We start from the raw sequence: 22,810 nt of genomic DNA, 5'->3' as shown, positions 1-22,810 counted from the left end.
ACTAAATGAATTACTGCTTGGTCACTCTTCAAGACTTGATATTTTTTTGAACCCGAAGGTTCTGGATATCGTCTTGTGGAGTGCCCACACAGATTGTCTGATAAATTGTTAAAGAGCAGTGAGTTAGCCGCCGTAGCTTGCTATCTCGAGGTGGCGTATAATACGCTTTCCTCTTTCAGAGTCAACCCCTAAATTTCAGGATTTTTTCTCTTCGAACCCCGGATACTCTGTGAAGTTGTTCACATGTTCCGTGTCGATGGAGGCGCATTATAGGGAGTTCCTCGCAGGCCGCAACAGGTATTTTCGACAAAAACGATCGTTTGCTGCATTCCACAGCAAAAGCCCGCCTTATACCCTGTTGTGCACAAACTTATCCACAGAAGCCATTTGCACGGAAAATTTACGAGCGCCACGCAAACGTTTTCGCTACAATTCCCCGCGACGAAACGCTCCCCTTTTTATGGGGGCGTTACCTGAATTTGTGCCTGATACCCCCTTTATAGAGAGAAAAACCTTTCCTTATAGAGAGTAGAAGGTGGAAATTCACGTAACGCTCTTTTATTGCGACTCCAAAGCCAAGGGATAAAACCATGCAACAACCTCGTCCAATCCGCCGGGCCCTGCTCAGCGTCTCTGACAAAGCCGGTATCGTTGAATTCGCCGAAGCGCTTTCAAGCCGTGGCGTTGAACTGCTCTCCACCGGCGGTACCGCTCGCCTGCTGGCAGATGCCGGTCTACCTGTTACCGAAGTTTCCGACTACACCGGCTTCCCGGAAATGATGGATGGACGAGTAAAGACGCTGCACCCGAAAGTGCACGGCGGCATTCTGGGCCGTCGCGGCCAGGACGATGGCATCATGAGCCAACATGACATCAAGCCGATCGACATGGTGGTGGTAAACCTGTATCCGTTCGCCCAAACCGTGGCGCGCCCGGATTGCTCGCTGGAAGATGCAGTAGAGAATATCGACATCGGCGGCCCAACCATGGTGCGCTCCGCGGCCAAGAACCATAAAGACGTCGCCATCGTGGTAAAGAGCAGTGACTACGCCGCTATCATTACCGAGATGGATAACAACGACGGCTCACTGCAATACGCCACCCGTTTCGATCTGGCTATCAAGGCTTTTGAACACACCGCCGCTTATGACAGCATGATCGCCAACTACTTCGGCGCGCTGGTGCCGGCCTACCATGGCGAAACCGAGCAGCCTTCCGGTCGCTTCCCTCGCACGCTGAACCTTAACTACATCAAGAAGCAGGATATGCGCTACGGTGAGAACAGCCACCAGCAGGCCGCCTTCTATATAGAAGAGAATGTTCAGGAAGCTTCTGTCGCCACCGCCGATCAGCTACAGGGCAAAGCGTTGTCGTACAACAACATCGCCGATACCGATGCGGCACTGGAGTGCGTGAAAGAGTTCGCCGAACCGGCCTGCGTTATCGTCAAGCACGCCAACCCCTGTGGCGTGGCGATAGGCGACGATATTCTGGCAGCCTATGAGCGTGCCTATCAAACCGATCCTACCTCCGCGTTCGGCGGCATCATCGCCTTCAACCGCGAACTGGACGCCGCCACTGCGCAGGCCATTATCAGTCGTCAGTTTGTGGAAGTGATTATCGCCCCTAGCATCAGCCAGGAAGCGCGCTCCCTGCTGGCCGCCAAACAGAACGTCCGCGTGCTGGCCTGCGGCCAATGGCAGCAACGCATTGCCGCTCTGGACTTCAAGCGCGTCAACGGCGGCTTGCTGGTGCAGGATCGCGATCTGGGCATGGTGAGTGAAAGCGATCTGCGCGTAGTGTCCGAACGCCAACCTACCGCTCAGGAATTGCGTGATGCGCTGTTCTGCTGGAAAGTGGCCAAGTTTGTTAAGTCTAACGCCATTGTTTATGCGCGCGACAACATGACCATCGGCATAGGTGCGGGGCAAATGAGCCGCGTTTACTCAGCCAAGATCGCCGGCATCAAAGCCGCCGACGAAGGTCTGGAAGTCAAAGGCTCCGCCATGGCGTCCGACGCCTTCTTCCCGTTCCGTGACGGCATCGATGCCGCGGCAGCCGTTGGCATCACCTGCGTGATCCAGCCAGGCGGGTCGATCCGTGATGATGAAGTGATTGCCGCCGCCAACGAACACGGCATTGCGATGATCTTTACCGATATGCGTCACTTCCGCCATTAATCCTTTTTGCTGCGTGCGCTGCGGCGCACGCCCTTCGTGGAGCACCTGATGAACATTTTAATTATCGGCAACGGCGGACGCGAACACGCGCTGGCCTGGAAAGCAGCCCAATCACCGCTGGCGGACAAAGTTTACGTAGCACCGGGCAATGCCGGTACCGCGCTGGAACCAGGTCTTACGAACGTCGAGATCTCCGCTACCGATATTCCGGCCCTGCTCGCTTTTGCCCAGAGCAACGATATCGGCCTCACCATTGTTGGGCCGGAAGCGCCGCTGGTGATTGGCGTGGTTGACGCCTTCCAGGCCGCCGGTCTGAAAATCTTTGGTCCCTCTCAGGCCGCAGCTCAGTTAGAAGGCTCTAAAGCCTTCACCAAAGATTTCCTGGCGCGCCACAATATCCCAAGCGCCGAGTACCAAAACTTTACCGAAGTCGAACCGGCGCTGGCCTATGTTCGCAGTAAAGGTGCACCGATCGTCATCAAGGCCGACGGTCTGGCTGCCGGTAAAGGCGTGATTGTTGCCATGACGCTGCAGGAAGCGGAAGACGCCGTGCAAGACATGCTGGCAGGCAACGCCTTCGGCGATGCAGGCCACCGCATCGTGGTGGAAGAATTCCTGGATGGGGAAGAAGCCAGCTTTATCGTCATGGTCGACGGTGAAAACGTGGTGCCTATGGCCACCAGCCAGGATCACAAACGCGTCGGCGATGGCGACACCGGCCCGAACACCGGCGGTATGGGGGCTTATTCCCCGGCGCCAGTGGTGACCGATGAAATCCACCAACGCGCGATGGACCAGGTTATCTGGCCAACCGTGCGCGGCATGGCGGCGGAAGGTAACACCTATGTCGGCTTCCTTTATGCCGGGCTGATGATCTCTGCGGACGGTCAACCGAAAGTCATTGAATTCAACTGCCGCTTTGGCGATCCGGAAACCCAGCCGATCATGCTGCGTCTGCGCTCTGATCTGGTTGAACTGTGCCTGGCCGGTGCGGAAGGCAAGCTGGATGAGAAAACGTCTGAATGGGATAAACGTCCTGCGTTAGGCGTGGTACTGGCAGCCGGCGGTTATCCGGGTGACTATAACAACGGTGAGGTCATTCAGGGTTTGCCGCAGCAAGAAAGCGCCGACGGCAAGGTATTCCATGCCGGCACCCGCATGCAGGGTAACGACGTGGTGACCAGCGGTGGCCGCGTGCTGTGCGTTACCGCACTGGGTGAAACGGTGGCTCAGGCGCAACAACGCGCTTACCAATTGGCGGATGGCATTCAGTGGCCAGGCAGCTTCTGCCGTAAGGACATTGGCTATCGTGCGATTGCACGCGGCAAATGATCTGAACGCTAAAATCTCTGAGGGCTCCGCCATGCGGGGCCTTTTTTATAGCTGATCTTCTTTCGGTTCCCAGCGGCAAAAATCGTCGTTTGCCACCAGCAGCAGTTCACGCCCTTCTGGCGCATCCAACCAGGCAATATTCACCGGTTGGCTGCTGTTGCGGGCGCGACGCTCAATCCAGGCTTCGGCACTGCCGTCCAGCCCTGGTTTCAACGTTTGGCCATCGCAGGTTTGCACCGTGCCCTGTTGCCAACGCCCCTGCAGCAGTTTCACATTGCCGGCACGCAGCGCATTACTCACTTCAAGCACTCGACGCGCCTGGTATTGGTACAGCGCGATTTCATCGGCGGTCAGTTGTTCACGCCGCGTGGCCAGTTGACGCTGCATAAAGCTTACTTCGCCGTCATCGGTGAAGCGGAGTTGGATAGAGTCACGATCGCCATCGGCATCGGTGCGTTTAATCTGGCGCAGTTCGCCGTTTTGGTATTCGTACAGCGTGGTGACGGTGCCCGGACCGCGATAAGGACTGTAGACGCTCATCAGCACCTGTGGGCGATGCCGATCGTCGTCTTTGCGCCACAGGCGAATAACGCCCTGGTCGGCCACAAAGCCACTGGCACTAAAGGCAGGAGGATCTGAATGACTGCTGCAGGCGCTCAGGACACCGGCAAGGCCGATGACCATGAGCGCCTGTCGGATAAACAAAAGGGGCGCTCTTGCCCCCCTGTTTAATCTTTTCACCAACACGCAGTATTACTTAACCGCGTCTTTCAGTGCTTTACCAGAAACGAACGCAGGCACGTTAGCAGCTGCGATTTTGATTTCTTTACCAGTCTGCGGGTTGCGACCAGTGCGCTCGTTGCGGTGGTTGACCTTGAAAGTACCGAAACCAACCAATTGTACTGCATCACCTTCTTTCAGAGACTCAGTAATAGCAGCCAGGGTGGATTCCAGAGCCAGTTTAGCTTGTGCTTTGGAAAGGTCAGCCTTGTCCGCGATTACATCAATCAGTTGAGTCTTGTTCATAAGTTATCCTTACAGTGTGTTTATCGTTTGCAAAGCATCGAGTGCGACGGATATGCCGATTGACAGCACTCCCTGCATACACGCACCGATAGCCACTTTTTTTACGCCCCCCAAATGTAGACCAGACAGGGTGCGGATGTGAAGCCTTAAGGCATGACAAATCAGGCGTTAAATCACGTTTTCTTGCCTTATTGCGTTAAATTTATCCCGATATTACTCACCGCGGCCTCGCGGAGGTCAGAACGCAAGCCTTTGATCAGCTCTAAATCGCGTTCCTCGCAGTCAGCCAACAGGCGGAAAATTTCCCATTGGATGTCCCATTCTTCCTCTACCGCAGGCAAAACCTTGAGCTCATCGTCGGTCATTTCTTTACCGGCCTGAGTCATTTCCAACATCGCCACGGTGCGAATTGACGTTTCGCTAATGGCGATGGCGTGCTCTAGCGTCTCCCCGCTGAGTCGCGAATGGATCAGTTCCCCTAATGCGATACAGGCGTCAATAGCCGGGTAAACGCCGTAAAGATCGTAATCTTCTGCCGAAGGTATCGCCTCTTCCAACTTCTCCAGCTGGCTGTCAAAGTTGACCTTGGCGTCCTTGACCACCAGCGTTTCCCACACCAAATCCAGAATGCGGCGGTAAATCGCCGGATCGCCAAACTCGGTTTGCAGGCAGAACATCTGGTAATTCGGATACATACGCTCGCACAAACTGGCCATAAAGGTCAAATGTTGCCAGCTTTCAAGCTTTTCCAGACGTAAATGGATCGGGTTACGTAGCATTATTCACTCTCTTACGCGTTATCTGCGCCGCAGTGTACCCGAAATCGGTCATTGCGACACCTCTGGATGCTGCTGCAACCAGCGCTGGAAGGCCGGCCGGCGCGAGGCGATGGCATCAGCCCAGCGCGTAGGTTCCGGCAAACGGTAGCCCGCCATGCAACGTTGTACCCAAGCCAACGCACTGTCGGCCCCGACGCGGTGGCCGGTAGAGATAAACAACGGGTTACAACGCGCCTTGCTACGCCACACCCAGCCAAGCTGCTCGCCTTTATCTTCCAGCGGCGCCAACGCGCCGGCGGCGGCGTCCAAAGGGGCGAATTTACCGCACAGGCGCTTTTTGGCGACGCCAATGGTCGGTACGTCGACCAGCAGACCGAAATGGCTGGCAACGCCCAGACGGCGCGGGTGTGAGATACCATGGCCGTCGACAAAAACCAGGTCCGGCTTCTGCTGCAATTGCTCCCAAGCCGCGAGCAACGCAGGGTATTCACGAAATGATAAAAAACCGGGAATGTAAGGCAGGGTGGTCGCGACACGCGCCACCCGGTACTCCACCAGCTCCAGCGATGGATAGCGCAGGATGGCAATGGCAGCACGCGTCACCTCACCTTCCTGTTCAAAGCCCACGTCGGCACCGGCAATAAAGGCCGGCGACTCGGTCTGGAAGTCATCGTAACGAATCACCTCCGAGGCGCGCTGCAATTGCTCCGCGCGTAGGGCTTGAGTATCTATCACGTCCGGTCCTTAGCGATGGTATTTGCCCGATTGAGCGTGAACCGCCTCGACAAAGGCGCCGGCGTTTTCTGGTGGCACATCCAAATGAATGCCGTGACCCAGGTTAAATACGTGCCCTTCACCGTGACCGAAACCGGCGAGGATGGTCTCCACTTCCTGGGCAATACGCTCAGGTGACGCATACAGCATAGAAGGATCCATGTTGCCCTGCAGCGCGACTTTATCCCCTACGCGACGGCGCGCGTCAGCGATGTCGGTCGTCCAGTCAAGACCCAGCGCGTCACAACCGGTGGCCGCCATAGCCTCCAGCCACTGGCCACCGCCTTTGGTGAACAGCGTGACCGGCACGCGGCGGCCATCGTTTTCACGCAGCAGCCCATCGACAATCTTATGCATGTAATGCAGAGAGAATTCGCGGTAGTCACGGCCGGTCAGCACGCCGCCCCAGGTATCGAAGACCATCACCGACTGCGCGCCGGCTTTGATCTGGGCGTTGAGATACAAAATGACGCTGTCTGCCAGCTTATCCAGCAGCAGGTGCAGCGTAGCCGGCTCCGCATACATCATTTTTTTCAGCTTGGTGAAGGCCTTGCTGCTGCCGCCTTCCACCATATAGGTCGCCAGGGTCCACGGGCTGCCGGAGAAACCGATCAGCGGCACTTCGCCTTTGAGCTCGCGGCGGATAGTACGCACCGCGTTCATCACATAGCCCAGCTCCACTTCCGGATCGAAGGCCGGCAACTTGTCCACGTCGGCACGACAGGTAATCGGCGAGGAGAAACGCGGGCCTTCGCCGGTTTCGAAATACAGCCCCAGCCCCATAGCATCGGGAATGGTGAGGATGTCGGAGAACAGAATGGCCGCATCCAGCGGGAAGCGGCGCAACGGCTGCAGCGTAACCTCGCAAGCCAGTTCCGCGTTCTTGCACAGCGACATAAAATCACCGGCCTGGGCACGGGTGGCTTTGTACTCCGGCAAATAACGACCGGCCTGACGCATCATCCATACGGGGGTCACATCCACCGGCTGACGCAGCAGCGCGCGCAGGTAACGATCGTTCTTCAACTCATTCATTTATGGGGCTCCCTTATTCATCTGCCGCTATTGTAGCGAGTTATTGCTCGCGGCATAAGGCTACGGTGTCCTCTATCAGGCGGCGCGCCACGGTGCCAGGCGGCGGCAAAAGCGGCAACCGATCGTAGCGGTACCAGCCGGCGTTAAGCAGCTCTTTCGGATCGTGACGGATCTCACCCCGATGGTAATCGGCCATAAAGGCCATCATCAGCGAATGCGGGAATGGCCATGGTTGCGAGGTGACGTAGCGCAGGTTTTTGATTTCAATATTACTTTCCTCCATTACCTCGCGCGCAGCCGCCTGCTCCAGCGTTTCGCCGACCTCAACAAAACCGGCCAGGACAGTATGAATTCCACCGCGATGGCGCACGTGCTGGGCCAGCAGGATCTCGTCGTCACGTCGAATGGCAACAATCACGCAAGGGGCGATTTGCGGGTAGTAACGCTCGCGGCAATTGCCGCACAGACAGGCACTCTCCGTACGACTGAGATGCATCTCATGGCCGCAGTAACCGCAGTAGCGATGGGAACGGTAGAAGTCGGCCAGTTGCACTCCCCGACCGGCGAGCTGGAACAGTCCACGATCGAGCTCAAGCAGTTGGCGTACCGAGCCCATGTCCTGCGGCATCGCCTGACGGACAAGCCAGACCGGCAGCCCTTCCCATTCACCAATAGCCCTGGCCATTCGCCCCTGCAGGGAGAATGACGCCGCCAAACCACACGGCAATTCACCGTTTGGTAACCAAAGTTTGCTTTCATGGCTGACAATCCACCAGCCATTTTCATTACCCGTTAATGCAAGTTCCATATCGTTGTTGCACAACCTCAGCTTCACTGGCACTCTACAAATCGGCCTTGTAACATTTTAATAACTTACTGTTACGTTTTATTACTTACGGAGTCAAACATGCTCAACCGTTTGGAAAGCCTGACTCAGCGCGTTGGTGGTAGTAATGAATTAGTTGATCAATGGCTTCAGGCTCGCAAGCAATTGCTGGTCGCCTATTGCACCCTCGTGGGTATCAAACCGAATAAAGAAAAGCATACGCCGCTGAATGAAAAAGCGCTGGAGAACTTTTGCCATAATCTGGTGGATTACCTTTCCGCCGGTCATTTTCATATCTATGACAGAATTATCAAGCAAGTGGAAGGCGCATCCAGTCCGAAAATGACGCTGTCGGTAAACATCTACCCCAAACTGTGGGCAAATACCGAACAGATTATGGCATTTCACGATCGCTATACCGAAGTGGATATCGATCAGGATGTGTGCCTGGAACTCCATCAGGCATTGTCGGATATCGGTGAAACCCTGGCGGCACGTTTTACCCTGGAAGATAAGCTGATCCAACTGGCGACCGAAGCCTGGCAACAAACGATGCCGGATAAAGCGCTGGACCAGGCACGTTAGAATTTTGTAGTTTTTTTTATTCACCCTCCTATACTGGGGGCATCTTGTCGGAGTGCCTAGCGCCTGATTTGTTCATCAAATTGGCCAGGCTGAGACCGTTAATTCGGGATCCGCGGAACCTGATCGGGTTAATACCCGCGAAGGGAACAAGAGTAATCTATCGCCACAGGCAGGTGATCCCAACAGGGATAATCCCGCCCTGTCGGCCAGCATCATTACTCCCTCCGAGCTCCAGACAAGCAACATTCCCAACCCAACACACTGGTAGGAACTTGCTATGTCTAACGTTAAAAAACCCCGTGCCCGTAAAGAGCAACGCGAAGAAGCCCAGCAGTTTATCAATACCCTTCAGGGCGTGTCCTTTCCCAATTCACGCCGGATTTATCTGCAGGGCTCACGCAACGATCTGCAGGTGCCGATGCGTGAAATCCAGCTTAGCCCGACGCTGCTTGGCGGCGACAAAGACAACCCACAGTACCAGCCCAACGAAGCCATTCCGGTATACGACACTGCCGGTCCTTATGGCGATCCGCAATCTGAACTTAATGTGCATACCGGCCTGGTAAAACTGCGTGCAGGCTGGATAGCTGAACGCGGTGATACCGAACTGCTCAATGGCGTCAGTTCCGGTTTCACCCAGCAGCGCCTGGCGGATGAAGGTCTGGATCACCTGCGTTTTGAACATCTGCCGCGGCCGCGCAAGGCGCAACCCGGCAAATGCGTCACCCAGTTGTACTACGCCCGCGCTGGCGTAATCACTCCTGAGATGGAGTTTATCGCCATCCGCGAAAACATGGGCCGCGAGCGTATCCGTGGCGATGTCCTGCGTCAGCAGCATCCAGGGCAAAGTTGGGGCGCCAATCTACCGGAGAACATCACGCCGGAATTCGTTCGCCAGGAAGTGGCCGCTGGACGCGCCATCATCCCCGCTAATATCAACCATCCCGAATCCGAGCCGATGATCATCGGACGCAATTTTCTGGTGAAAGTTAACGCCAACATCGGCAACTCGGCGGTGACCTCATCCATCGAAGAGGAGGTCGAAAAACTGGTCTGGTCCACCCGCTGGGGCGCGGATACGGTGATGGACCTGTCCACCGGCCGTTATATCCACGAAACCCGCGAATGGATCCTGCGTAACAGCCCAGTACCGATCGGCACGGTGCCTATCTATCAGGCGCTGGAAAAAGTGAACGGCGTGGCGGAAAACCTGACCTGGGAAATGTTCCGCGATACGTTACTTGAGCAGGCAGAGCAAGGCGTTGACTACTTCACCATCCACGCCGGCGTACTGTTGCGCTATGTACCGATGACCGCCAAGCGCCTGACCGGCATCGTCTCGCGCGGCGGTTCGATCATGGCTAAATGGTGTCTGTCACACCATCAGGAAAACTTCCTGTACCAGCACTTCCGCGAAATCTGCGAAATTTGCGCCGCCTATGACGTCTCACTGTCCCTGGGCGATGGCCTGCGCCCCGGCTCAATTCAGGACGCCAATGACCAAGCGCAGTTCGCCGAACTGCACACGCTGGGCGAACTGACCAAAATTGCCTGGGAATATGACGTGCAGGTGATGATCGAAGGCCCGGGTCATGTACCGATGCAAATGATCCGTCGCAACATGACCGAAGAGTTGGAGCATTGCCACGAAGCGCCGTTCTACACCCTTGGCCCGCTAACCACCGATATCGCTCCGGGCTATGACCACTTCACCTCCGGCATCGGCGCCGCGATGATCGGTTGGTTCGGCTGCGCCATGCTGTGTTACGTCACGCCGAAGGAGCACCTCGGGCTGCCGAACAAAGAAGACGTCAAACAGGGGCTGATCACCTACAAAATTGCCGCCCACGCCGCCGATTTGGCCAAAGGCCACCCGGGTGCCCAGATCCGCGATAACGCCATGTCCAAGGCGCGTTTCGAATTCCGCTGGGAAGATCAGTTCAACCTGGCGCTCGACCCGGCTACCGCCCGCGCTTATCACGACGAAACCCTGCCGCAAGAGTCCGGCAAAATCGCCCACTTCTGTTCCATGTGCGGCCCCAAATTCTGCTCGATGAAAATTTCGCAGGAAGTACGCGACTATGCCGCAGCGCAGGAAGCCGCTAAACCGATAGAAGTACAACTTACCGGCATGGAAAAAATGTCGGCCGAGTTCCGTTCACGCGGCAGCGAGCTCTACCACAGCGCCGGCAACCTGCAAGAGGAACTGAGCAATGACTGATATCACCACGCCTTTCCCCGCCACCCCGCACAAGCTGGGGTTGTATCCGGTAGTCGACAGTGTCGAATGGATTGCTCGCCTGCTGGATGCGGGTGTTACCACGATCCAACTGCGCATCAAGGATTTGCCGGATGAGCAGGTCGAAGAGGATATTACCGCCGCCATTGCGCTCGGTAAAAGGTACAACGCCCGGCTGTTTATTAATGACTATTGGCAATTGGCGATTAAACACGATGCCTATGGCGTCCACCTGGGTCAGGAAGACCTGGAGACCACCGATTTGGCGGCCATTCACCGCGCCGGATTGCGTTTAGGCGTTTCCACCCATGACGACGCCGAGCTGGCGCGAGCCATTGCGGTGAAGCCTTCTTATATTGCGCTGGGGCATATCTTCCCGACGCAAACCAAAGACATGCCTTCCGCTCCCCAGGGCCTGGCAGAGCTGAAACGCCATATCCTCGGGTTGAGTGACTATCCGACGGTGGCGATCGGCGGGATCAGTATCGATCGCGTGGCCGACGTGTTGGCCTGCGGCGTAGGTAGCGTGGCGGTGGTCAGCGCCATTACTCAGGCGCCGGACTGGCGCGCCGCTACCGCCCAACTGCTGCAGCTGATCGAAGGCAAGGAGTAACGCCATGTTGAACGATCAAGAGTTCCTGCGTTACAGCCGCCAACTGCTGCTGGAAGATATCGGCCCGGAAGGTCAGGAGAAGCTGAAGCGTTCGACGGCGCTGATCGTCGGGCTTGGGGGCTTAGGCTCCCCTGCAGCGCTCTATCTGGCCGCCGCCGGCGTCGGTACGCTGTTGCTGGCCGATGACGATACGCTTCACGTCACCAACCTGCAGCGCCAGATCCTGTACCGCAGCCCCGACGTGGAAAAAAGCAAAGCCGCTCTGGCACAGCGCCAGTTACAGGCACTGAACCCGATGGTTGAAGCCATTGCGCTGGAGCAACGGCTGCAAGGCGAAACCTTGCATCACGCCGTGGAGCGCGCCGATCTCATTTTGGACTGCAGCGACAATATGGAAACCCGCCATGCGGTGAACGCCGCCTGCATCAGCGCCGACAAGCCGCTTATCAGCGGCAGCGCGGTGGGTTTCAGCGGCCAGTTGCTGGTCATTGAACCGCCTTATGTCCACGGCTGTTACGCTTGTCTTTACCCGGAATCGGCAGAACCGCAGCGCAATTGCCGCACCGCTGGCGTGCTCGGCCCGGTGGTCGGCGTCATCGGTACGCTGCAAGCCCTGGAAGCGATAAAGATGCTGGCAGGCATGTCTTCACCACTGAACGGCAAACTGCGGTTGTTCGACGGTAAACAACAAAGCTGGAGCACCTTGCAACTCAGCCAGGCCAGCACCTGTGCAGTATGCGGAGGGGCAGCATGAAGATCCGGCTTAATGAGCAGCCGTTGGAACTGGCGCAGCCCCTGAGCGTCGATGCTTTGCTGGAGCAACTGCAACGCCACCAGCCGGGCACCGCGCTGGCTATCAACCAAACCATCATCCCACGCGCCGACTGGGCTAACCACCAGGTGCAGGACGGTGATGACATCCTGTTGTTTCAAGCGATCGCCGGAGGCTGACATGCTACAAATCGCCGATACCACCTTTACTTCACGCCTGTTTACCGGCACCGGCAAGTTCGCCACCCCAGCGCTGATGCTGGAAGCTCTGCAGGCCTCCGGTTCGCAACTGGTCACCATGGCGATGAAACGCGTTGATCTGCGCGGCGGCAATGATGCCATTCTGGCGCCGCTGCAACAGTTGGGCGTTCGCCTGCTGCCAAATACCTCTGGTGCCAAGACCGCCGCCGAAGCGGTGTTTGCCGCCCGGCTGGCGCGTGAGGCACTCGGCACTCACTGGGTAAAACTGGAAATTCACCCTGATGTGAAATACCTGCTGCCGGACCCCATAGAAACCCTGAAAGCGGCGGAAACCTTGGTAAAAGAAGGCTTTGTGGTGCTGCCTTACTGCGGTGCCGACCCGGTGCTATGCAAACGGCTGGAAGAAGTGGGCTGCGCGGCGGTCATGCCACTCGGATCGCCAATCGGTTCCAACCGGGGGCTGCGCACCCGCGACTTTCTGGAGATCATTATCGAACAGGCCAAAGTGCCGGTGGTAGTGGACGCCGGTATCGGTGCGCCGAGCCATGCACTGGAAGCCATGGAACTGGGTGCCGATGCGGTACTGGTAAATACGGCTATCGCCGTGGCACGCGCTCCCGTACAGATGGCGCATGCTTTCCGTTTGGCCTTGGAAGCCGGCGAACTGGCGCGCCAGGCCGGTTTGGGCAGTAGCCAACGTAGTGCGGCGGCTTCCAGCCCGCTGACAGCTTTTCTCAGCCAGGCCGGGGAGACGTTGTGATGGCCGATGATTTCAGCCGCCGCTGGCAGCAGTTGGATTGGGACGACATCTCGCTGCGCATTAACAGTAAGACGGCGCGGGATGTGGAGCGTGCACTCAATGCGAACAAGCTGACGCGTGAAGACTTTATGGCATTGATCTCCCCTGCCGCGGCGCCCTATCTGGAACCTTTGGCGCAACGTGCACAGCAACTGACTCGCCAACGTTTTGGTAACGTGGTCAGCTTCTATGTGCCCTTATACCTGTCTAATCTATGCGCTAATGACTGCACTTACTGCGGTTTTTCAATGAGCAATCGCATCAAGCGAAAAACCCTGGATGCCGCAGAAATCGAACGCGAGTGTCTGGCGATTAAAGCTTTGGGTTTTGAGCATCTGCTGCTGGTCACCGGTGAACACCAAACCAAGGTCGGTATGGATTACTTTCGCCAGCATATTCCGGCGATCCGCCGCCATTTCAGTTCGCTGATGATGGAGGTACAACCGCTGGCGCAGGAAGAGTATGCCGAACTGAAAACGCTGGGGCTGGATGGCGTGTTGGTGTATCAGGAAACCTATCATCCCGCCACCTATCTGCAGCATCACCTCCGTGGGCAGAAACAGGACTTTCATTGGCGGTTGGCCACGCCGGATCGCCTGGGCCGCGCCGGGATCGACAAGATCGGTCTCGGCGCTCTGGTCGGGCTCTCCAACAGTTGGCGCACCGACTGCTATATGCTGGCCGAGCACTTATTCTACCTGCAGCAAACCTATTGGCAGAGCCGTTATTCCATCTCGTTCCCGCGTTTGCGCCCCTGCGCCGGCGGTATAGAACCGGCGTCGATCATGAGTGAACCGCAACTGGTGCAGTTGATCTGTGCTTTCCGGCTGTTCGCCCCCGACGTGGAACTTTCTTTGTCGACGCGTGAATCCCCGTTCTTCCGCGATCATATGATCCCGGTGGCGATCAACAGCGTCAGCGCCGGATCCAAGACACAACCCGGTGGCTATGCCGACGACGTGCCGCCTGAACTGGAGCAGTTCGAACCGCATGATGGCCGTACCCCGCAACAGGTGGCGCAAGCGATTAGCGATGCCGGTTTGCAACCGGTGTGGAAAGACTGGGACGGCTATCTTGGACGTGGCGCGCAATAAGCTGCAACCCATTAACCATTGCAGGGAAATCCAAAGATAGACTGCGCAAAGTCTATCAACCAAGCTGGTGCCGAAAATCACACCGGCTATAGTCCCTCTGCCGGCCGCCAAACCCGGCGCCGGCCGGGGCCGTTACCTTCTCAATGGCCCCGCCTTACCCATCCCCGGATCGTGCCGGATACCCTCCCGCGCGATCCGGGCCTTCCTTTTCGGTTTGCTCACTCATCAACGTGGTTCGGGGATTTTGACAAAGCCAACTGGTTGGACCACATTTAACCTCTCACCCCCGGCGGAATAATAACCATGAACCTGTACCTGCGACTGATTTGGATCTTTATCTCGTCACGCTGGAAAGCGCGCATGTCAATGGATGACCTGACCAGCACCCTGCAAACTCGAGTTTGGCTAAATGATATCGATATCAATCTGCACATGAATAATGGCCGCTACCTGACGGTGTGCGACCTCAATCGGGTGGATATGTTTATTCGAACCGGATTAATGAAGCTGATGCTCAAGCGGCGTTGGTCGCCGATCGTCAGTCAACTGAATATGAATTACAAAAAGGCGCTGCAGCCCTTCCAACGTTATCAAGTCAGTATGACCATTACTCACTGGGACGATCGTTACTTTTATGCGACTCATACTTTCAGTGTCGGCGATCGGATTGTGGCACTGGGCACGTCACAGGCAGTCGTAGTCGGGAAAGAGGGCGTAGTGGCGCCAGAAGAAGTAGCAGAAAGCGTGCGGCAATATCAACAGGCGAGCAAGGTGTGACCACCTGCGCCGCGGTGATGTGATGAGTCCCTGATGCTGCAATGGCCCTGGCGTCGGCCGTGTATCTTTTTTTGCTGCCTGCCCCTAGCTTGAAGACAAGAGCAGGCAGCTTATTCTGTGAGACAGGCAGCCCCCCCAGGAACGCGAATCGCACATATAAGAGCTAATTAATCATATCAACGATAAAATGTGAATGTCTTTTGAGTGTTTTTTTGAGTGATATTGAGTGTAATTTGAGTTTAGTCATGAAAATCAAACGGATATCGCCGCAGCCATCCTGACTTCATCTATAATCGAGCCAGCAGGCAACCTCGGGACAGCAAATGCTCGTGGTCAACATCAGAAAAATCGAGGTGATCATGAAAAAAACGCCAAATTACGCAGAGGCAATCAGTATGTTGCTGGCCCAGAAAGGGGTAGGTGACAGAAAGCACGCATCAACCATGGCAAGCATTCTGAACCTTCAATATAACAGCGCCAAGCAGAAGCTGGACGGTAAAAGAGGCATCACTCTCGACGAGATAAAAAGGGTATTTCAATACTTCAATGAATCGTTTGAAGGACGCAGAGCCCACAACTGCGTGTTTATCATGAACAGCATACATAAACGGTGCAATATCGAGGTTGATGACAAGCCGGTAGACAGCATTGAGGACGGGGAAACCTATGCGTTCAGAAAAGACGATCTTTTTATTATTAACACCGGCAGAGATAAAAGCGCAGGCGCAGAGCTGTATAAGGTCAGGAAAATAGACTTTCTTCCAGCACCCAGAATTGCCATCCTCGACAATGACCAAGACATCCTGGAGTTGCTAAAAAAAATCACCACCCGCTACGGTATCGAAACAGAGACTTTTCCAACCGCTAAGGCGATCATCGATAGCCTGGAGCAACATACCTACGAGGCCTTTATCCTTGATTGGCTGTTAGACTTTGGCGAGACATCAGAAAAGGTCGTAGAAAAGATAAAAGACCGAGTGGATACCCATGCACAAATCATCATCCTGACAGGTCAGTTACACCACTATGAGAAAAACATCGGCGATATGATATTAAACTACGACGTGCATTTGATTGAGAAACCAGCCAAGCCGCTGATTATTTCTTCACTGTTGCTTTCCCATTTGTTTTTCAACTGATTTTATTGGCAAGCAAATGAGAAATGACGAGCCTTTACCCTCAACTGATTTCACTCTGAGGGTGCCCTTCATCCTGGTCACATAGTTCTTTATAATGGTCAGGCCCAAGCCCAGCCCCTGTCGCGTCTCTCTTTCCACCCCTTGATTAAATGCTTTATATAATCTGTTAATATTTTTCACGTTAAAGCCGATACCGTTATCCTTTACCAGAAGATAAAGACGACCGTGACAAACCTTCACATTCAGAATTACCAAGCCGCAATGGGTATATTTATCGGCATTACCCAACAGATTGACGATTATTCGATATAACTTGTATTTATCGGAATGAACTTCCCCTGAATAAGACGAATGCCGGACAATAAATTTATTGCGACCGTCCCCACCCACCGCAGCAACAGCATCGTCAACCACCTCATTGAGTGAAAACAGAGAATCATTGACCTTTACTTCCCCCATTTCAAGCCGTGAGTAATCCATGACCTCACGCGTTTGCTCTGCAATTTTATTGCCGTGATGCGAGATGAGCCTGGCCTCTTTTTTTAACTCATCCTGCACCAACTCATGCTCCATGATGTCTGCCGCAATCACGATGGCCTGCGTTGAGCCGGCTATCTCATGGTAAATGGAAGAAATAAAGATATTCTTATTCTTAACTATCTCCTTCAGTGAAAACGCATGCTTCAAAATCAGGAACATCATCAAGAAAATCAGCACCAGTGAAATAATAGCAAACAGCTCGGCTTTACCTGAATTATCTTTGATAATGTCTTTAACCTCGGTGAAATTCCTTATCTGTATTTTGTAGATTATCTCTTGAATATCGACCAGGGTAATTTCCATCTCGTCCATAAAGGAGAGTATATCGGCTCTGTTTTTGGTGCCGTTTAACAACTCAACGCTAAGTTGATCCAGCTCAGCATACTGCTGCTTCAAAACCGCAATGGTTTTTATAAATTCTTCATCATAATAAAAAGCATCGCTGAACGTCGAGCGCCCCTCAAGAATGGCAATTTTTGATGCAAATATTTTCTTTTTGAGCATAAAAGCGTCGTAGTTATCCTCATCGCCCAGCAGCAATGCGGTTTTTGTCCTTTCAAATGACAAAAAGAGGATTTCAGCAACGGAGTAATTATCGAGATTGGGCTCAATCTGCTTGTATCGCTCTTTCACATTGCCGAAATTGGTGGCAATCAGTAAAACTAAGAGCACCAACACTGCAACCAGAGCGACAAGCGTCCCGATAAATTTTTTGCTCATTTCACTTAACCTCTAGCATCTTTATCTGCCAAACGGTTTTTGCGTTCACATCAATATTGTTCAACTCTGGGTGGCTATCACGAGGATAGATAATCGCAAAAGGCCCTAACTGTGCGACGTCCATAAGCTCGCCATTTTTCTTATAGGCGATAATAACCTTGTATTTAGCCAACTCAGCAACGGGCATTGAGTATGAATAATCATCCCAGGCAAAAGCGCGAACCTTACTTCCCGTCAGGCCATATTCCTTTGCCAGCACGCCAAACTCAACGCCGGTAAAAACGGCCTCAGGAGTGAAATTGGTAGAGGTTTTAATCGAAGAAGATGGCATCGCCTCTAACGCCTTTAGCGTAATCTTAACCTTTTCGCCATCGCTCTTTTTAAGATAAAAATAATCAACGCCAGCATAGAGTGGAGCGCTAAACAGAGACATCAGAAATAATGCTATCAATCCTTTGATTTTCATTACTTATCACCTTTACGTTTAACCAGCTCCGCCTGACCAAACTCATCCTTGCCAATGGCAACCCACCCGCGCCGCTGATAAAACGCTTCAGCCTTCGATCCCGGATCGGTAGTGAGATGAATCTCTTGAGCGCTATTTTCGAATAACCATGCCGTTACTGCATTCAGTAAGGCAGAACCAATCCCCTTCGACTGGTATTCCGGTTTAACAAACAGCCCACCGATCAAGGGTTCAGGAATAAAGAGCCCGAAACCTACGCCGGCGTAATCATCACCGCACTTACAAATCCAACCACCACCCTGATTGATATCATCCAGTGCCTGGGTCCTATGAAGATATTGGATCTGGTGAGGGTGAAGCGGGTTCTCTTCGACGGAGAATCTAATTTCATACAGGTAAGGCAGGTGTTTTGCCGTAAGTTTCTCGAAGGTGATCAGGCTGTCCATATCTGTACAATCCTTGGTTGTAATAGCACGCAGGTGATTTTAGCCATTATTTTGGGTTTATTCATAGTAGCAAAGATTCCCCCTGCCGGAGCGGGCAAAAAAAAACCGCCCCCGGAGGAGCGGTTTATCTGGCAAGGAACCGGCAAGCCGGATCCCGAGTGCATTCAACGATTAATCGTTGTTGCCGCCCAAGCCTGCATTCAGCAGTTCAGCCAGGTTAGCCGTTGCTTCTTCCGCGCTCACCTGCGGAACAACTGGCACTTCACCCTGTGCTTTACGGCGCATACGGTCCTGATGATAAGCGTAACCGGTACCGGCTGGGATCAGACGGCCCACGATGACGTTCTCTTTCAGGCCACGCAGTTCATCACGCTTACCGGCAACAGCCGCTTCGGTCAGAACGCGCGTCGTTTCCTGGAACGATGCTGCGGAGATGAAGGACTCGGTCGCCAAGGAAGCCTTGGTGATACCCAGCAGATCGCGTGAGAAGGTTGCCTCGATTTTGCCTTCAGCAGCAAGCTGACGGTTGGCAATCTTAACGCGTGACACTTCAGCCTGCTCGCCTTCCAGGAACTCGGTGCCACCTGCGCTGACGATGGTGCCTTTACGCAGCATCTGACGAACGATAACTTCAATGTGTTTATCGTTAATCTTAACGCCTTGCAGACGGTAAACTTCCTGCACTTCGTTGGTGATGTAGCGGGTAACCGCATGCACACCACGCAGACGCAGAATGTCGTGCGGAGATTCTGGGCCGTCAGAAACAACGTCACCACGCTCCACAACTTCGCCTTCAAACACGTTGAGCTGACGCCATTTTGGAATCATCTCTTCGTAAGCGTCGCTGCCGTCCAGTGGAGAGATGACCAGGCGACGTTTGCCTTTGGTCTCTTTACCGAACGAGATAATCCCGCTGATTTCAGCCAGGATTGCAGGCTCTTTCGGACGACGTGCTTCGAACAGATCCGCAACGCGTGGCAGACCACCGGTAATATCCTTGGTACCGCCGGATTCCTGAGGAATACGCGCCAGGGTATCACCCGCACCGATCTGAATGCCGTCTTCCAGCTGCACAATCGCTTTACCTGGCAGGAAGTATTGAGCAGGCATATCAGTACCTGGGATCAACACGTCGTCGCCTTTGGCATCAACGATTTTCAGTGCCGGACGCAGGTCTTTACCGCTACCGGTACGCTCTGCGCTGTCCAGTACAACCAGAGAAGACAAACCGGTCAGTTCGTCGGTCTGGCGTGTAATGGTCTGGCCGTCAACCATATCAGCGAAGCGGATGAAACCACTCACTTCGGTGATAACTGGCATGGTGTGCGGATCCCAGTTAGCAACGGTTTCGCCGCCGTTAACTTCTGCACCGTCACCTTTGCCCATCACGGCACCATAAGGCACTTTGTAGCTTTCTTTGGTACGGCCGAATTCGTCGATCAGCTTCAGTTCGGTGTTACGAGAGGTAATCACCAGCTTGCCTGCGGCGTTCATTACGAACTTCACATTGCTCAGCTTCAGGCTACCCTTGTTTTTCACCTGGATGCTGGATTCAGCAGCCGCACGAGATGCCGCACCACCGATGTGGAACGTACGCATCGTCAGCTGTGTACCCGGCTCACCGATTGACTGTGCCGCGATAACGCCGATAGCTTCGCCTTTGTTGATGATGTGACCACGTGCCAGGTCGCGACCATAGCAGTTTGCACACACACCAAAGTCGGTTTCACAGCTCACTACGGAACGGACTTTAACGCTGTCGACAGAGTTTTCTTCCAACAGGTCACAGGTCTTCTCGTTCAGCAGGGTGTTGCGTGGCACCAGGATGTCAGCCGTACCCGGCTTGATAACATCTTCTGCTGTCACACGACCCAGAACGCGTTCGCGCAGTGGCTCTTTAACGTCACCACCTTCGATAACCGGAGTCATCATGATGCCGTTGTGAGTACCACAGTCGTCTTCGGTAACTACCAAGTCCTGCGCCACGTCAACCAGACGACGGGTCAGATAACCGGAGTTAGCCGTTTTCAGTGCGGTATCCGCCAGACCTTTACGAGCACCGTGCGTGGAGATGAAGTACTGGAGTACGTTCAGACCTTCACGGAAGTTCGCGGTGATTGGCGTTTCGATGATGGAGCCGTCCGGCTTCGCCATCAGACCACGCATACCGGCCAGCTGACGAATCTGAGCGGCGGAACCACGCGCACCGGAGTCGGCCATCATAAAGATGCTGTTGAAGGAAACTTGTTGTTCCACAACGCCGTCACGGTTAACCACGTCTTCAACCGACAGGTTTTCCATCATCGCTTTAGCAACACGTTCGTTTGCCGCAGCCCAGATATCGATCACTTTGTTGTAGCGTTCGCCGGCAGTAACCAGACCAGATTGGAACTGCTCCTGGATCTCGGCAACTTCGGTTTCCGCTTCTTCGATGATCTCCGCTTTCTTGGCCGGGATAACCATGTCGTCGATACCTACGGAAGCGCCTGAACGGGCTGCGTAAGCAAAACCGGTGTACATGATCTGGTCAGCAAAGATAACGGTCGGCTTCAGGCCCAGGATGCGGTAACAGGTGTTCAGCATCTTGGAGATAGCTTTCTTGCCCAAAGGCTGGTTAACGATCGAGTACGGCAGACCGCGCGGCACGATCATCCACAGGATGGCGCGACCAACGGTAGTGTCGATGATCGAAGTCTGGTGTACAGACTCGCCTTCAGTGTTTTTGATCTCTTCGGTGATACGCACTTTGACACGCGCATGCAGAGAAGCCAGACCGGCGCGGTAAATACGCTCCGCTTCTTTCGGGCCGCTCAGCACCATGCCTTCGCCTTTGGCGTTAACACAGTCACGGGTCATGTAGTACAGACCCAATACAACGTCCTGAGAAGGAACGATGATTGGCTCGCCGTTCGCAGGTGACAGGATGTTGTTGGTAGACATCATCAACGCACGCGCTTCCAGCTGAGCTTCCAGCGTCAACGGTACGTGAACAGCCATCTGGTCACCATCGAAGTCGGCGTTGTATGCCGCACAAACCAGCGGGTGCAGCTGGATTGCCTTGCCTTCGATCAGAACCGGTTCAAACGCCTGGATACCCAAACGGTGCAGGGTTGGTGCACGGTTCAGCAGTACCGGGTGTTCGCGGATAACTTCGTCCAGGATATCCCAAACGACAGCTTCTTCGCGCTCAACCATTTTCTTGGCGGCTTTGATGGTGGTGGCCAGGCCACGCAGCTCCAATTTGCCGTAGATGAACGGTTTGAACAGCTCCAGTGCCATTTTCTTAGGCAGACCGCACTGATGCAGACGCAGGTATGGACCTACGGTGATTACAGAACGACCAGAGTAGTCAACACGTTTACCCAACAGGTTCTGACGGAAACGACCCTGTTTACCTTTGATCATATCGGCCAAAGATTTCAGAGGACGTTTGTTGGAACCGGTGATGGCACGACCGCGACGGCCGTTATCCAGCAGGGCATCTACCGCTTCTTGCAGCATACGCTTTTCGTTGCGCACGATGATGTCAGGCGCAGCCAGATCCAGCAGGCGTTTCAGACGGTTGTTACGGTTGATCACGCGGCGATACAGATCGTTCAGATCTGAAGTCGCGAAACGACCCCCATCCAAAGGAACCAGCGGACGCAGATCCGGCGGCAGTACCGGCAGCACGGTCAGGATCATCCACTCTGGCTTGTTGCCAGACTGCACGAACGCTTCCAGCAGCTTGATACGCTTGGTCAGCTTCTTACGCTTGGTTTCGGAGTTGGTTTCGTTCAGCTCTTCACGCAGCTGCTCGCACTCGGCTTCCAGATCCATGTTTTTCAACAGGGCCTGAATAGCTTCCGCACCCATCTTGGCGTCGAATTCGTCACCGAACTCTTCCAGCGCATCCAGATACTGCTCTTCAGTCAGGATCTGACGACGCTCGAGGTTAGTCATACCGCCTTCAACAACCACATAGGATTCGAAGTACAGTACACGTTCGATGTCACGCAGCGGCATATCCAGCAGCAAACCGATGCGCGAAGGCAGCGATTTCAGGAACCAGATGTGCGCAGTCGGTGAAGCCAGCTCGATGTGGCCCATACGCTCACGGCGTACTTTGGTCTGGGTCACTTCAACGCCGCACTTCTCACAGATCACGCCGCGATGTTTTAAGCGCTTGTACTTACCGCACAGGCACTCGTAGTCTTTTACCGGCCCGAAGATACGGGCGCAGAAAAGGCCGTCACGTTCTGGTTTGAACGTACGGTAGTTAATGGTTTCCGGCTTTTTAACTTCACCGAACGACCACGAACGGATCATGTCTGGCGATGCCAGAGCAATCTTGATCGCATCAAACTCTTCGGTCTTAGTTTGCGCTTTCAGAAACTTCAATAAGTCTTTCACGGATTGGCTCCTGTCGGAGTTAAACCTGTTGGGTGCACGCTGACAAATCGCGCACCCGTGTGACCTGAACAACCAC

21 protein-coding genes and 1 riboswitch are annotated in these 22,810 nt (G+C 54.4%); of the genes, 11 read left to right on the top strand and 10 right to left on the bottom strand.

Annotation, left to right across the window (positions count from 1 at the left end; all coding sequences use genetic code 11):
- The first annotated feature begins 590 nt into the window (after positions 1 to 590).
- Both purH and purD read left to right on the top strand, forming a co-directional pair.
- Complete coding sequence (purH, locus tag AAZT04_RS25675; protein ID WP_116691429.1) at positions 591 to 2,180, top strand: bifunctional phosphoribosylaminoimidazolecarboxamide formyltransferase/IMP cyclohydrolase; 1,590 nt, start codon at positions 591 to 593, stop codon at positions 2,178 to 2,180.
- Positions 2,181 to 2,228: 48 nt separating this feature from the next.
- Positions 2,229 to 3,512 carry a phosphoribosylamine--glycine ligase gene (purD, locus tag AAZT04_RS25670; protein ID WP_258090776.1) on the top strand — a complete coding sequence of 428 codons (1,284 nt, stop codon included), beginning with the start codon at positions 2,229 to 2,231 and terminating at the stop codon, positions 3,510 to 3,512.
- A gap of 45 nt (positions 3,513 to 3,557) precedes the next feature.
- On the opposite strand, the gene AAZT04_RS25665 is transcribed toward purD, so the two are convergent.
- The 6 genes from AAZT04_RS25665 to nudC all read right to left on the bottom strand — a co-directional run bounded on the left by AAZT04_RS25665 (position 3,558) and on the right by nudC (position 7,934).
- Positions 3,558 to 4,196 (bottom strand): DUF1481 domain-containing protein, encoded by a 639-nt coding sequence (locus tag AAZT04_RS25665; RefSeq protein WP_020828727.1) that lies wholly within the window; start codon positions 4,194 to 4,196, stop codon positions 3,558 to 3,560.
- 69 nt (positions 4,197 to 4,265) lie between these two features.
- Positions 4,266 to 4,538, bottom strand: coding sequence for a nucleoid-associated protein HU-alpha (gene hupA, locus AAZT04_RS25660; protein WP_012004757.1), 273 nt, complete (start codon positions 4,536 to 4,538; stop codon positions 4,266 to 4,268).
- A gap of 188 nt (positions 4,539 to 4,726) precedes the next feature.
- Positions 4,727 to 5,317 (bottom strand): YjaG family protein, encoded by a 591-nt coding sequence (locus AAZT04_RS25655; RefSeq protein WP_004953973.1) that lies wholly within the window; start codon positions 5,315 to 5,317, stop codon positions 4,727 to 4,729.
- Positions 5,318 to 5,365: 48 nt separating this feature from the next.
- Entirely contained in the window at positions 5,366 to 6,052 is a 687-nt protein-coding gene (gene nfi, locus AAZT04_RS25650) for a deoxyribonuclease V (RefSeq protein WP_046374690.1), read from the bottom strand.
- 9 nt (positions 6,053 to 6,061) lie between these two features.
- A complete protein-coding gene (gene hemE, locus AAZT04_RS25645) occupies positions 6,062 to 7,126 on the bottom strand; it encodes a uroporphyrinogen decarboxylase (RefSeq protein WP_020828729.1) in 1,065 nt (354 codons plus the stop codon).
- Positions 7,127 to 7,166: 40 nt separating this feature from the next.
- Complete coding sequence (gene nudC, locus AAZT04_RS25640; RefSeq protein WP_020828730.1) at positions 7,167 to 7,934, bottom strand: NAD(+) diphosphatase; 768 nt, start codon at positions 7,932 to 7,934, stop codon at positions 7,167 to 7,169.
- 99 nt (positions 7,935 to 8,033) lie between these two features.
- Between nudC and AAZT04_RS25635 the strand changes: the two genes are divergently transcribed.
- The 9 genes from AAZT04_RS25635 to AAZT04_RS25595 all read left to right on the top strand — a co-directional run bounded on the left by AAZT04_RS25635 (position 8,034) and on the right by AAZT04_RS25595 (position 16,170).
- Complete coding sequence (locus AAZT04_RS25635; RefSeq protein ID WP_020828731.1) at positions 8,034 to 8,537, top strand: Rsd/AlgQ family anti-sigma factor; 504 nt, start codon at positions 8,034 to 8,036, stop codon at positions 8,535 to 8,537.
- 38 nt (positions 8,538 to 8,575) lie between these two features.
- A riboswitch (TPP riboswitch) is annotated at positions 8,576 to 8,700 on the top strand.
- 114 nt (positions 8,701 to 8,814) lie between these two features.
- On the top strand, positions 8,815 to 10,758 hold the full coding sequence (gene thiC, locus AAZT04_RS25630; protein ID WP_261104518.1) for a phosphomethylpyrimidine synthase ThiC: 1,944 nt from the start codon (positions 8,815 to 8,817) through the stop codon (positions 10,756 to 10,758).
- Positions 10,751 to 11,389: a thiamine phosphate synthase gene (gene thiE / locus AAZT04_RS25625; protein WP_261104519.1), complete on the top strand. Its 639-nt coding sequence runs from the start codon at positions 10,751 to 10,753 to the stop codon at positions 11,387 to 11,389. The genes thiC and thiE overlap by 8 nt, the downstream gene beginning before the upstream one ends.
- Before the next feature lie 4 nt (positions 11,390 to 11,393).
- Positions 11,394 to 12,143, top strand: coding sequence for a HesA/MoeB/ThiF family protein (locus AAZT04_RS25620; protein ID WP_122076625.1), 750 nt, complete (start codon positions 11,394 to 11,396; stop codon positions 12,141 to 12,143).
- Positions 12,140 to 12,340: a sulfur carrier protein ThiS gene (thiS, locus tag AAZT04_RS25615; RefSeq protein ID WP_048759445.1), complete on the top strand. Its 201-nt coding sequence runs from the start codon at positions 12,140 to 12,142 to the stop codon at positions 12,338 to 12,340. The genes AAZT04_RS25620 and thiS overlap by 4 nt, the downstream gene beginning before the upstream one ends.
- 1 nt (position 12,341) lies before the next feature.
- Positions 12,342 to 13,121: a thiazole synthase gene (locus tag AAZT04_RS25610; protein ID WP_434682305.1), complete on the top strand. Its 780-nt coding sequence runs from the start codon at positions 12,342 to 12,344 to the stop codon at positions 13,119 to 13,121.
- Positions 13,121 to 14,254 carry a 2-iminoacetate synthase ThiH gene (thiH, locus tag AAZT04_RS25605; protein WP_434682302.1) on the top strand — a complete coding sequence of 378 codons (1,134 nt, stop codon included), beginning with the start codon at positions 13,121 to 13,123 and terminating at the stop codon, positions 14,252 to 14,254. Before AAZT04_RS25610 ends, thiH begins: the two co-directional genes overlap by 1 nt.
- 303 nt (positions 14,255 to 14,557) lie before the next feature.
- Positions 14,558 to 15,031 (top strand): acyl-CoA thioesterase, encoded by a 474-nt coding sequence (locus tag AAZT04_RS25600; protein ID WP_230090449.1) that lies wholly within the window; start codon positions 14,558 to 14,560, stop codon positions 15,029 to 15,031.
- 395 nt (positions 15,032 to 15,426) lie between these two features.
- Positions 15,427 to 16,170 carry a helix-turn-helix domain-containing protein gene (locus tag AAZT04_RS25595; protein WP_258090781.1) on the top strand — a complete coding sequence of 248 codons (744 nt, stop codon included), beginning with the start codon at positions 15,427 to 15,429 and terminating at the stop codon, positions 16,168 to 16,170.
- On the opposite strand, the gene AAZT04_RS25590 is transcribed toward AAZT04_RS25595, so the two are convergent.
- The 4 genes from AAZT04_RS25590 to rpoC form a co-directional block, all read right to left on the bottom strand.
- Positions 16,138 to 17,430 carry a sensor histidine kinase gene (locus AAZT04_RS25590; protein WP_048759441.1) on the bottom strand — a complete coding sequence of 431 codons (1,293 nt, stop codon included), beginning with the start codon at positions 17,428 to 17,430 and terminating at the stop codon, positions 16,138 to 16,140. The genes AAZT04_RS25595 and AAZT04_RS25590 overlap by 33 nt on opposite strands.
- Position 17,431: 1 nt before the next feature.
- On the bottom strand, positions 17,432 to 17,896 hold the full coding sequence (locus tag AAZT04_RS25585; RefSeq protein WP_020828741.1) for an oxidoreductase: 465 nt from the start codon (positions 17,894 to 17,896) through the stop codon (positions 17,432 to 17,434).
- Positions 17,896 to 18,342 carry a GNAT family N-acetyltransferase gene (locus AAZT04_RS25580; RefSeq protein WP_046374699.1) on the bottom strand — a complete coding sequence of 149 codons (447 nt, stop codon included), beginning with the start codon at positions 18,340 to 18,342 and terminating at the stop codon, positions 17,896 to 17,898. The genes AAZT04_RS25585 and AAZT04_RS25580 overlap by 1 nt, the downstream gene beginning before the upstream one ends.
- 171 nt (positions 18,343 to 18,513) lie before the next feature.
- Entirely contained in the window at positions 18,514 to 22,734 is a 4,221-nt protein-coding gene (gene rpoC, locus AAZT04_RS25575; protein ID WP_020828743.1) for a DNA-directed RNA polymerase subunit beta', read from the bottom strand.
- Between the last annotated feature and the right edge of the window lie 76 nt (positions 22,735 to 22,810).

Source organism: Serratia sp. Je.1.23.a (assembly GCF_051129805.1).
Taxonomy (GTDB): Bacteria; Pseudomonadota; Gammaproteobacteria; order Enterobacterales; family Enterobacteriaceae; genus Serratia; species Serratia liquefaciens.
Note: the sequence above shows the minus strand (reverse complement) of the source record. Positions and strands in the feature narration are given on the sequence as shown.

Coding starts and splice junctions, on each gene's coding strand:
- purH (WP_116691429.1), top strand. CDS start 591: ATGCAACAACCTCGTCCAATCCGCCGGGCCCTGCTCAGCGTCTCTGAC.
- purD (WP_258090776.1), top strand. CDS start 2,229: ATGAACATTTTAATTATCGGCAACGGCGGACGCGAACACGCGCTGGCC.
- AAZT04_RS25665 (WP_020828727.1), bottom strand. CDS start 4,196: ATGGTCATCGGCCTTGCCGGTGTCCTGAGCGCCTGCAGCAGTCATTCA.
- hupA (WP_012004757.1), bottom strand. CDS start 4,538: ATGAACAAGACTCAACTGATTGATGTAATCGCGGACAAGGCTGACCTT.
- AAZT04_RS25655 (WP_004953973.1), bottom strand. CDS start 5,317: ATGCTACGTAACCCGATCCATTTACGTCTGGAAAAGCTTGAAAGCTGG.
- hemE (WP_020828729.1), bottom strand. CDS start 7,126: ATGAATGAGTTGAAGAACGATCGTTACCTGCGCGCGCTGCTGCGTCAG.
- nudC (WP_020828730.1), bottom strand. CDS start 7,934: ATGGAACTTGCATTAACGGGTAATGAAAATGGCTGGTGGATTGTCAGC.
- AAZT04_RS25635 (WP_020828731.1), top strand. CDS start 8,034: ATGCTCAACCGTTTGGAAAGCCTGACTCAGCGCGTTGGTGGTAGTAAT.
- thiC (WP_261104518.1), top strand. CDS start 8,815: ATGTCTAACGTTAAAAAACCCCGTGCCCGTAAAGAGCAACGCGAAGAA.
- thiE (WP_261104519.1), top strand. CDS start 10,751: ATGACTGATATCACCACGCCTTTCCCCGCCACCCCGCACAAGCTGGGG.
- AAZT04_RS25620 (WP_122076625.1), top strand. CDS start 11,394: ATGTTGAACGATCAAGAGTTCCTGCGTTACAGCCGCCAACTGCTGCTG.
- thiS (WP_048759445.1), top strand. CDS start 12,140: ATGAAGATCCGGCTTAATGAGCAGCCGTTGGAACTGGCGCAGCCCCTG.
- AAZT04_RS25610 (WP_434682305.1), top strand. CDS start 12,342: ATGCTACAAATCGCCGATACCACCTTTACTTCACGCCTGTTTACCGGC.
- thiH (WP_434682302.1), top strand. CDS start 13,121: ATGGCCGATGATTTCAGCCGCCGCTGGCAGCAGTTGGATTGGGACGAC.
- AAZT04_RS25600 (WP_230090449.1), top strand. CDS start 14,558: ATGAACCTGTACCTGCGACTGATTTGGATCTTTATCTCGTCACGCTGG.
- AAZT04_RS25595 (WP_258090781.1), top strand. CDS start 15,427: ATGTTGCTGGCCCAGAAAGGGGTAGGTGACAGAAAGCACGCATCAACC.
- AAZT04_RS25590 (WP_048759441.1), bottom strand. CDS start 17,430: ATGAGCAAAAAATTTATCGGGACGCTTGTCGCTCTGGTTGCAGTGTTG.
- AAZT04_RS25585 (WP_020828741.1), bottom strand. CDS start 17,896: ATGAAAATCAAAGGATTGATAGCATTATTTCTGATGTCTCTGTTTAGC.
- AAZT04_RS25580 (WP_046374699.1), bottom strand. CDS start 18,342: ATGGACAGCCTGATCACCTTCGAGAAACTTACGGCAAAACACCTGCCT.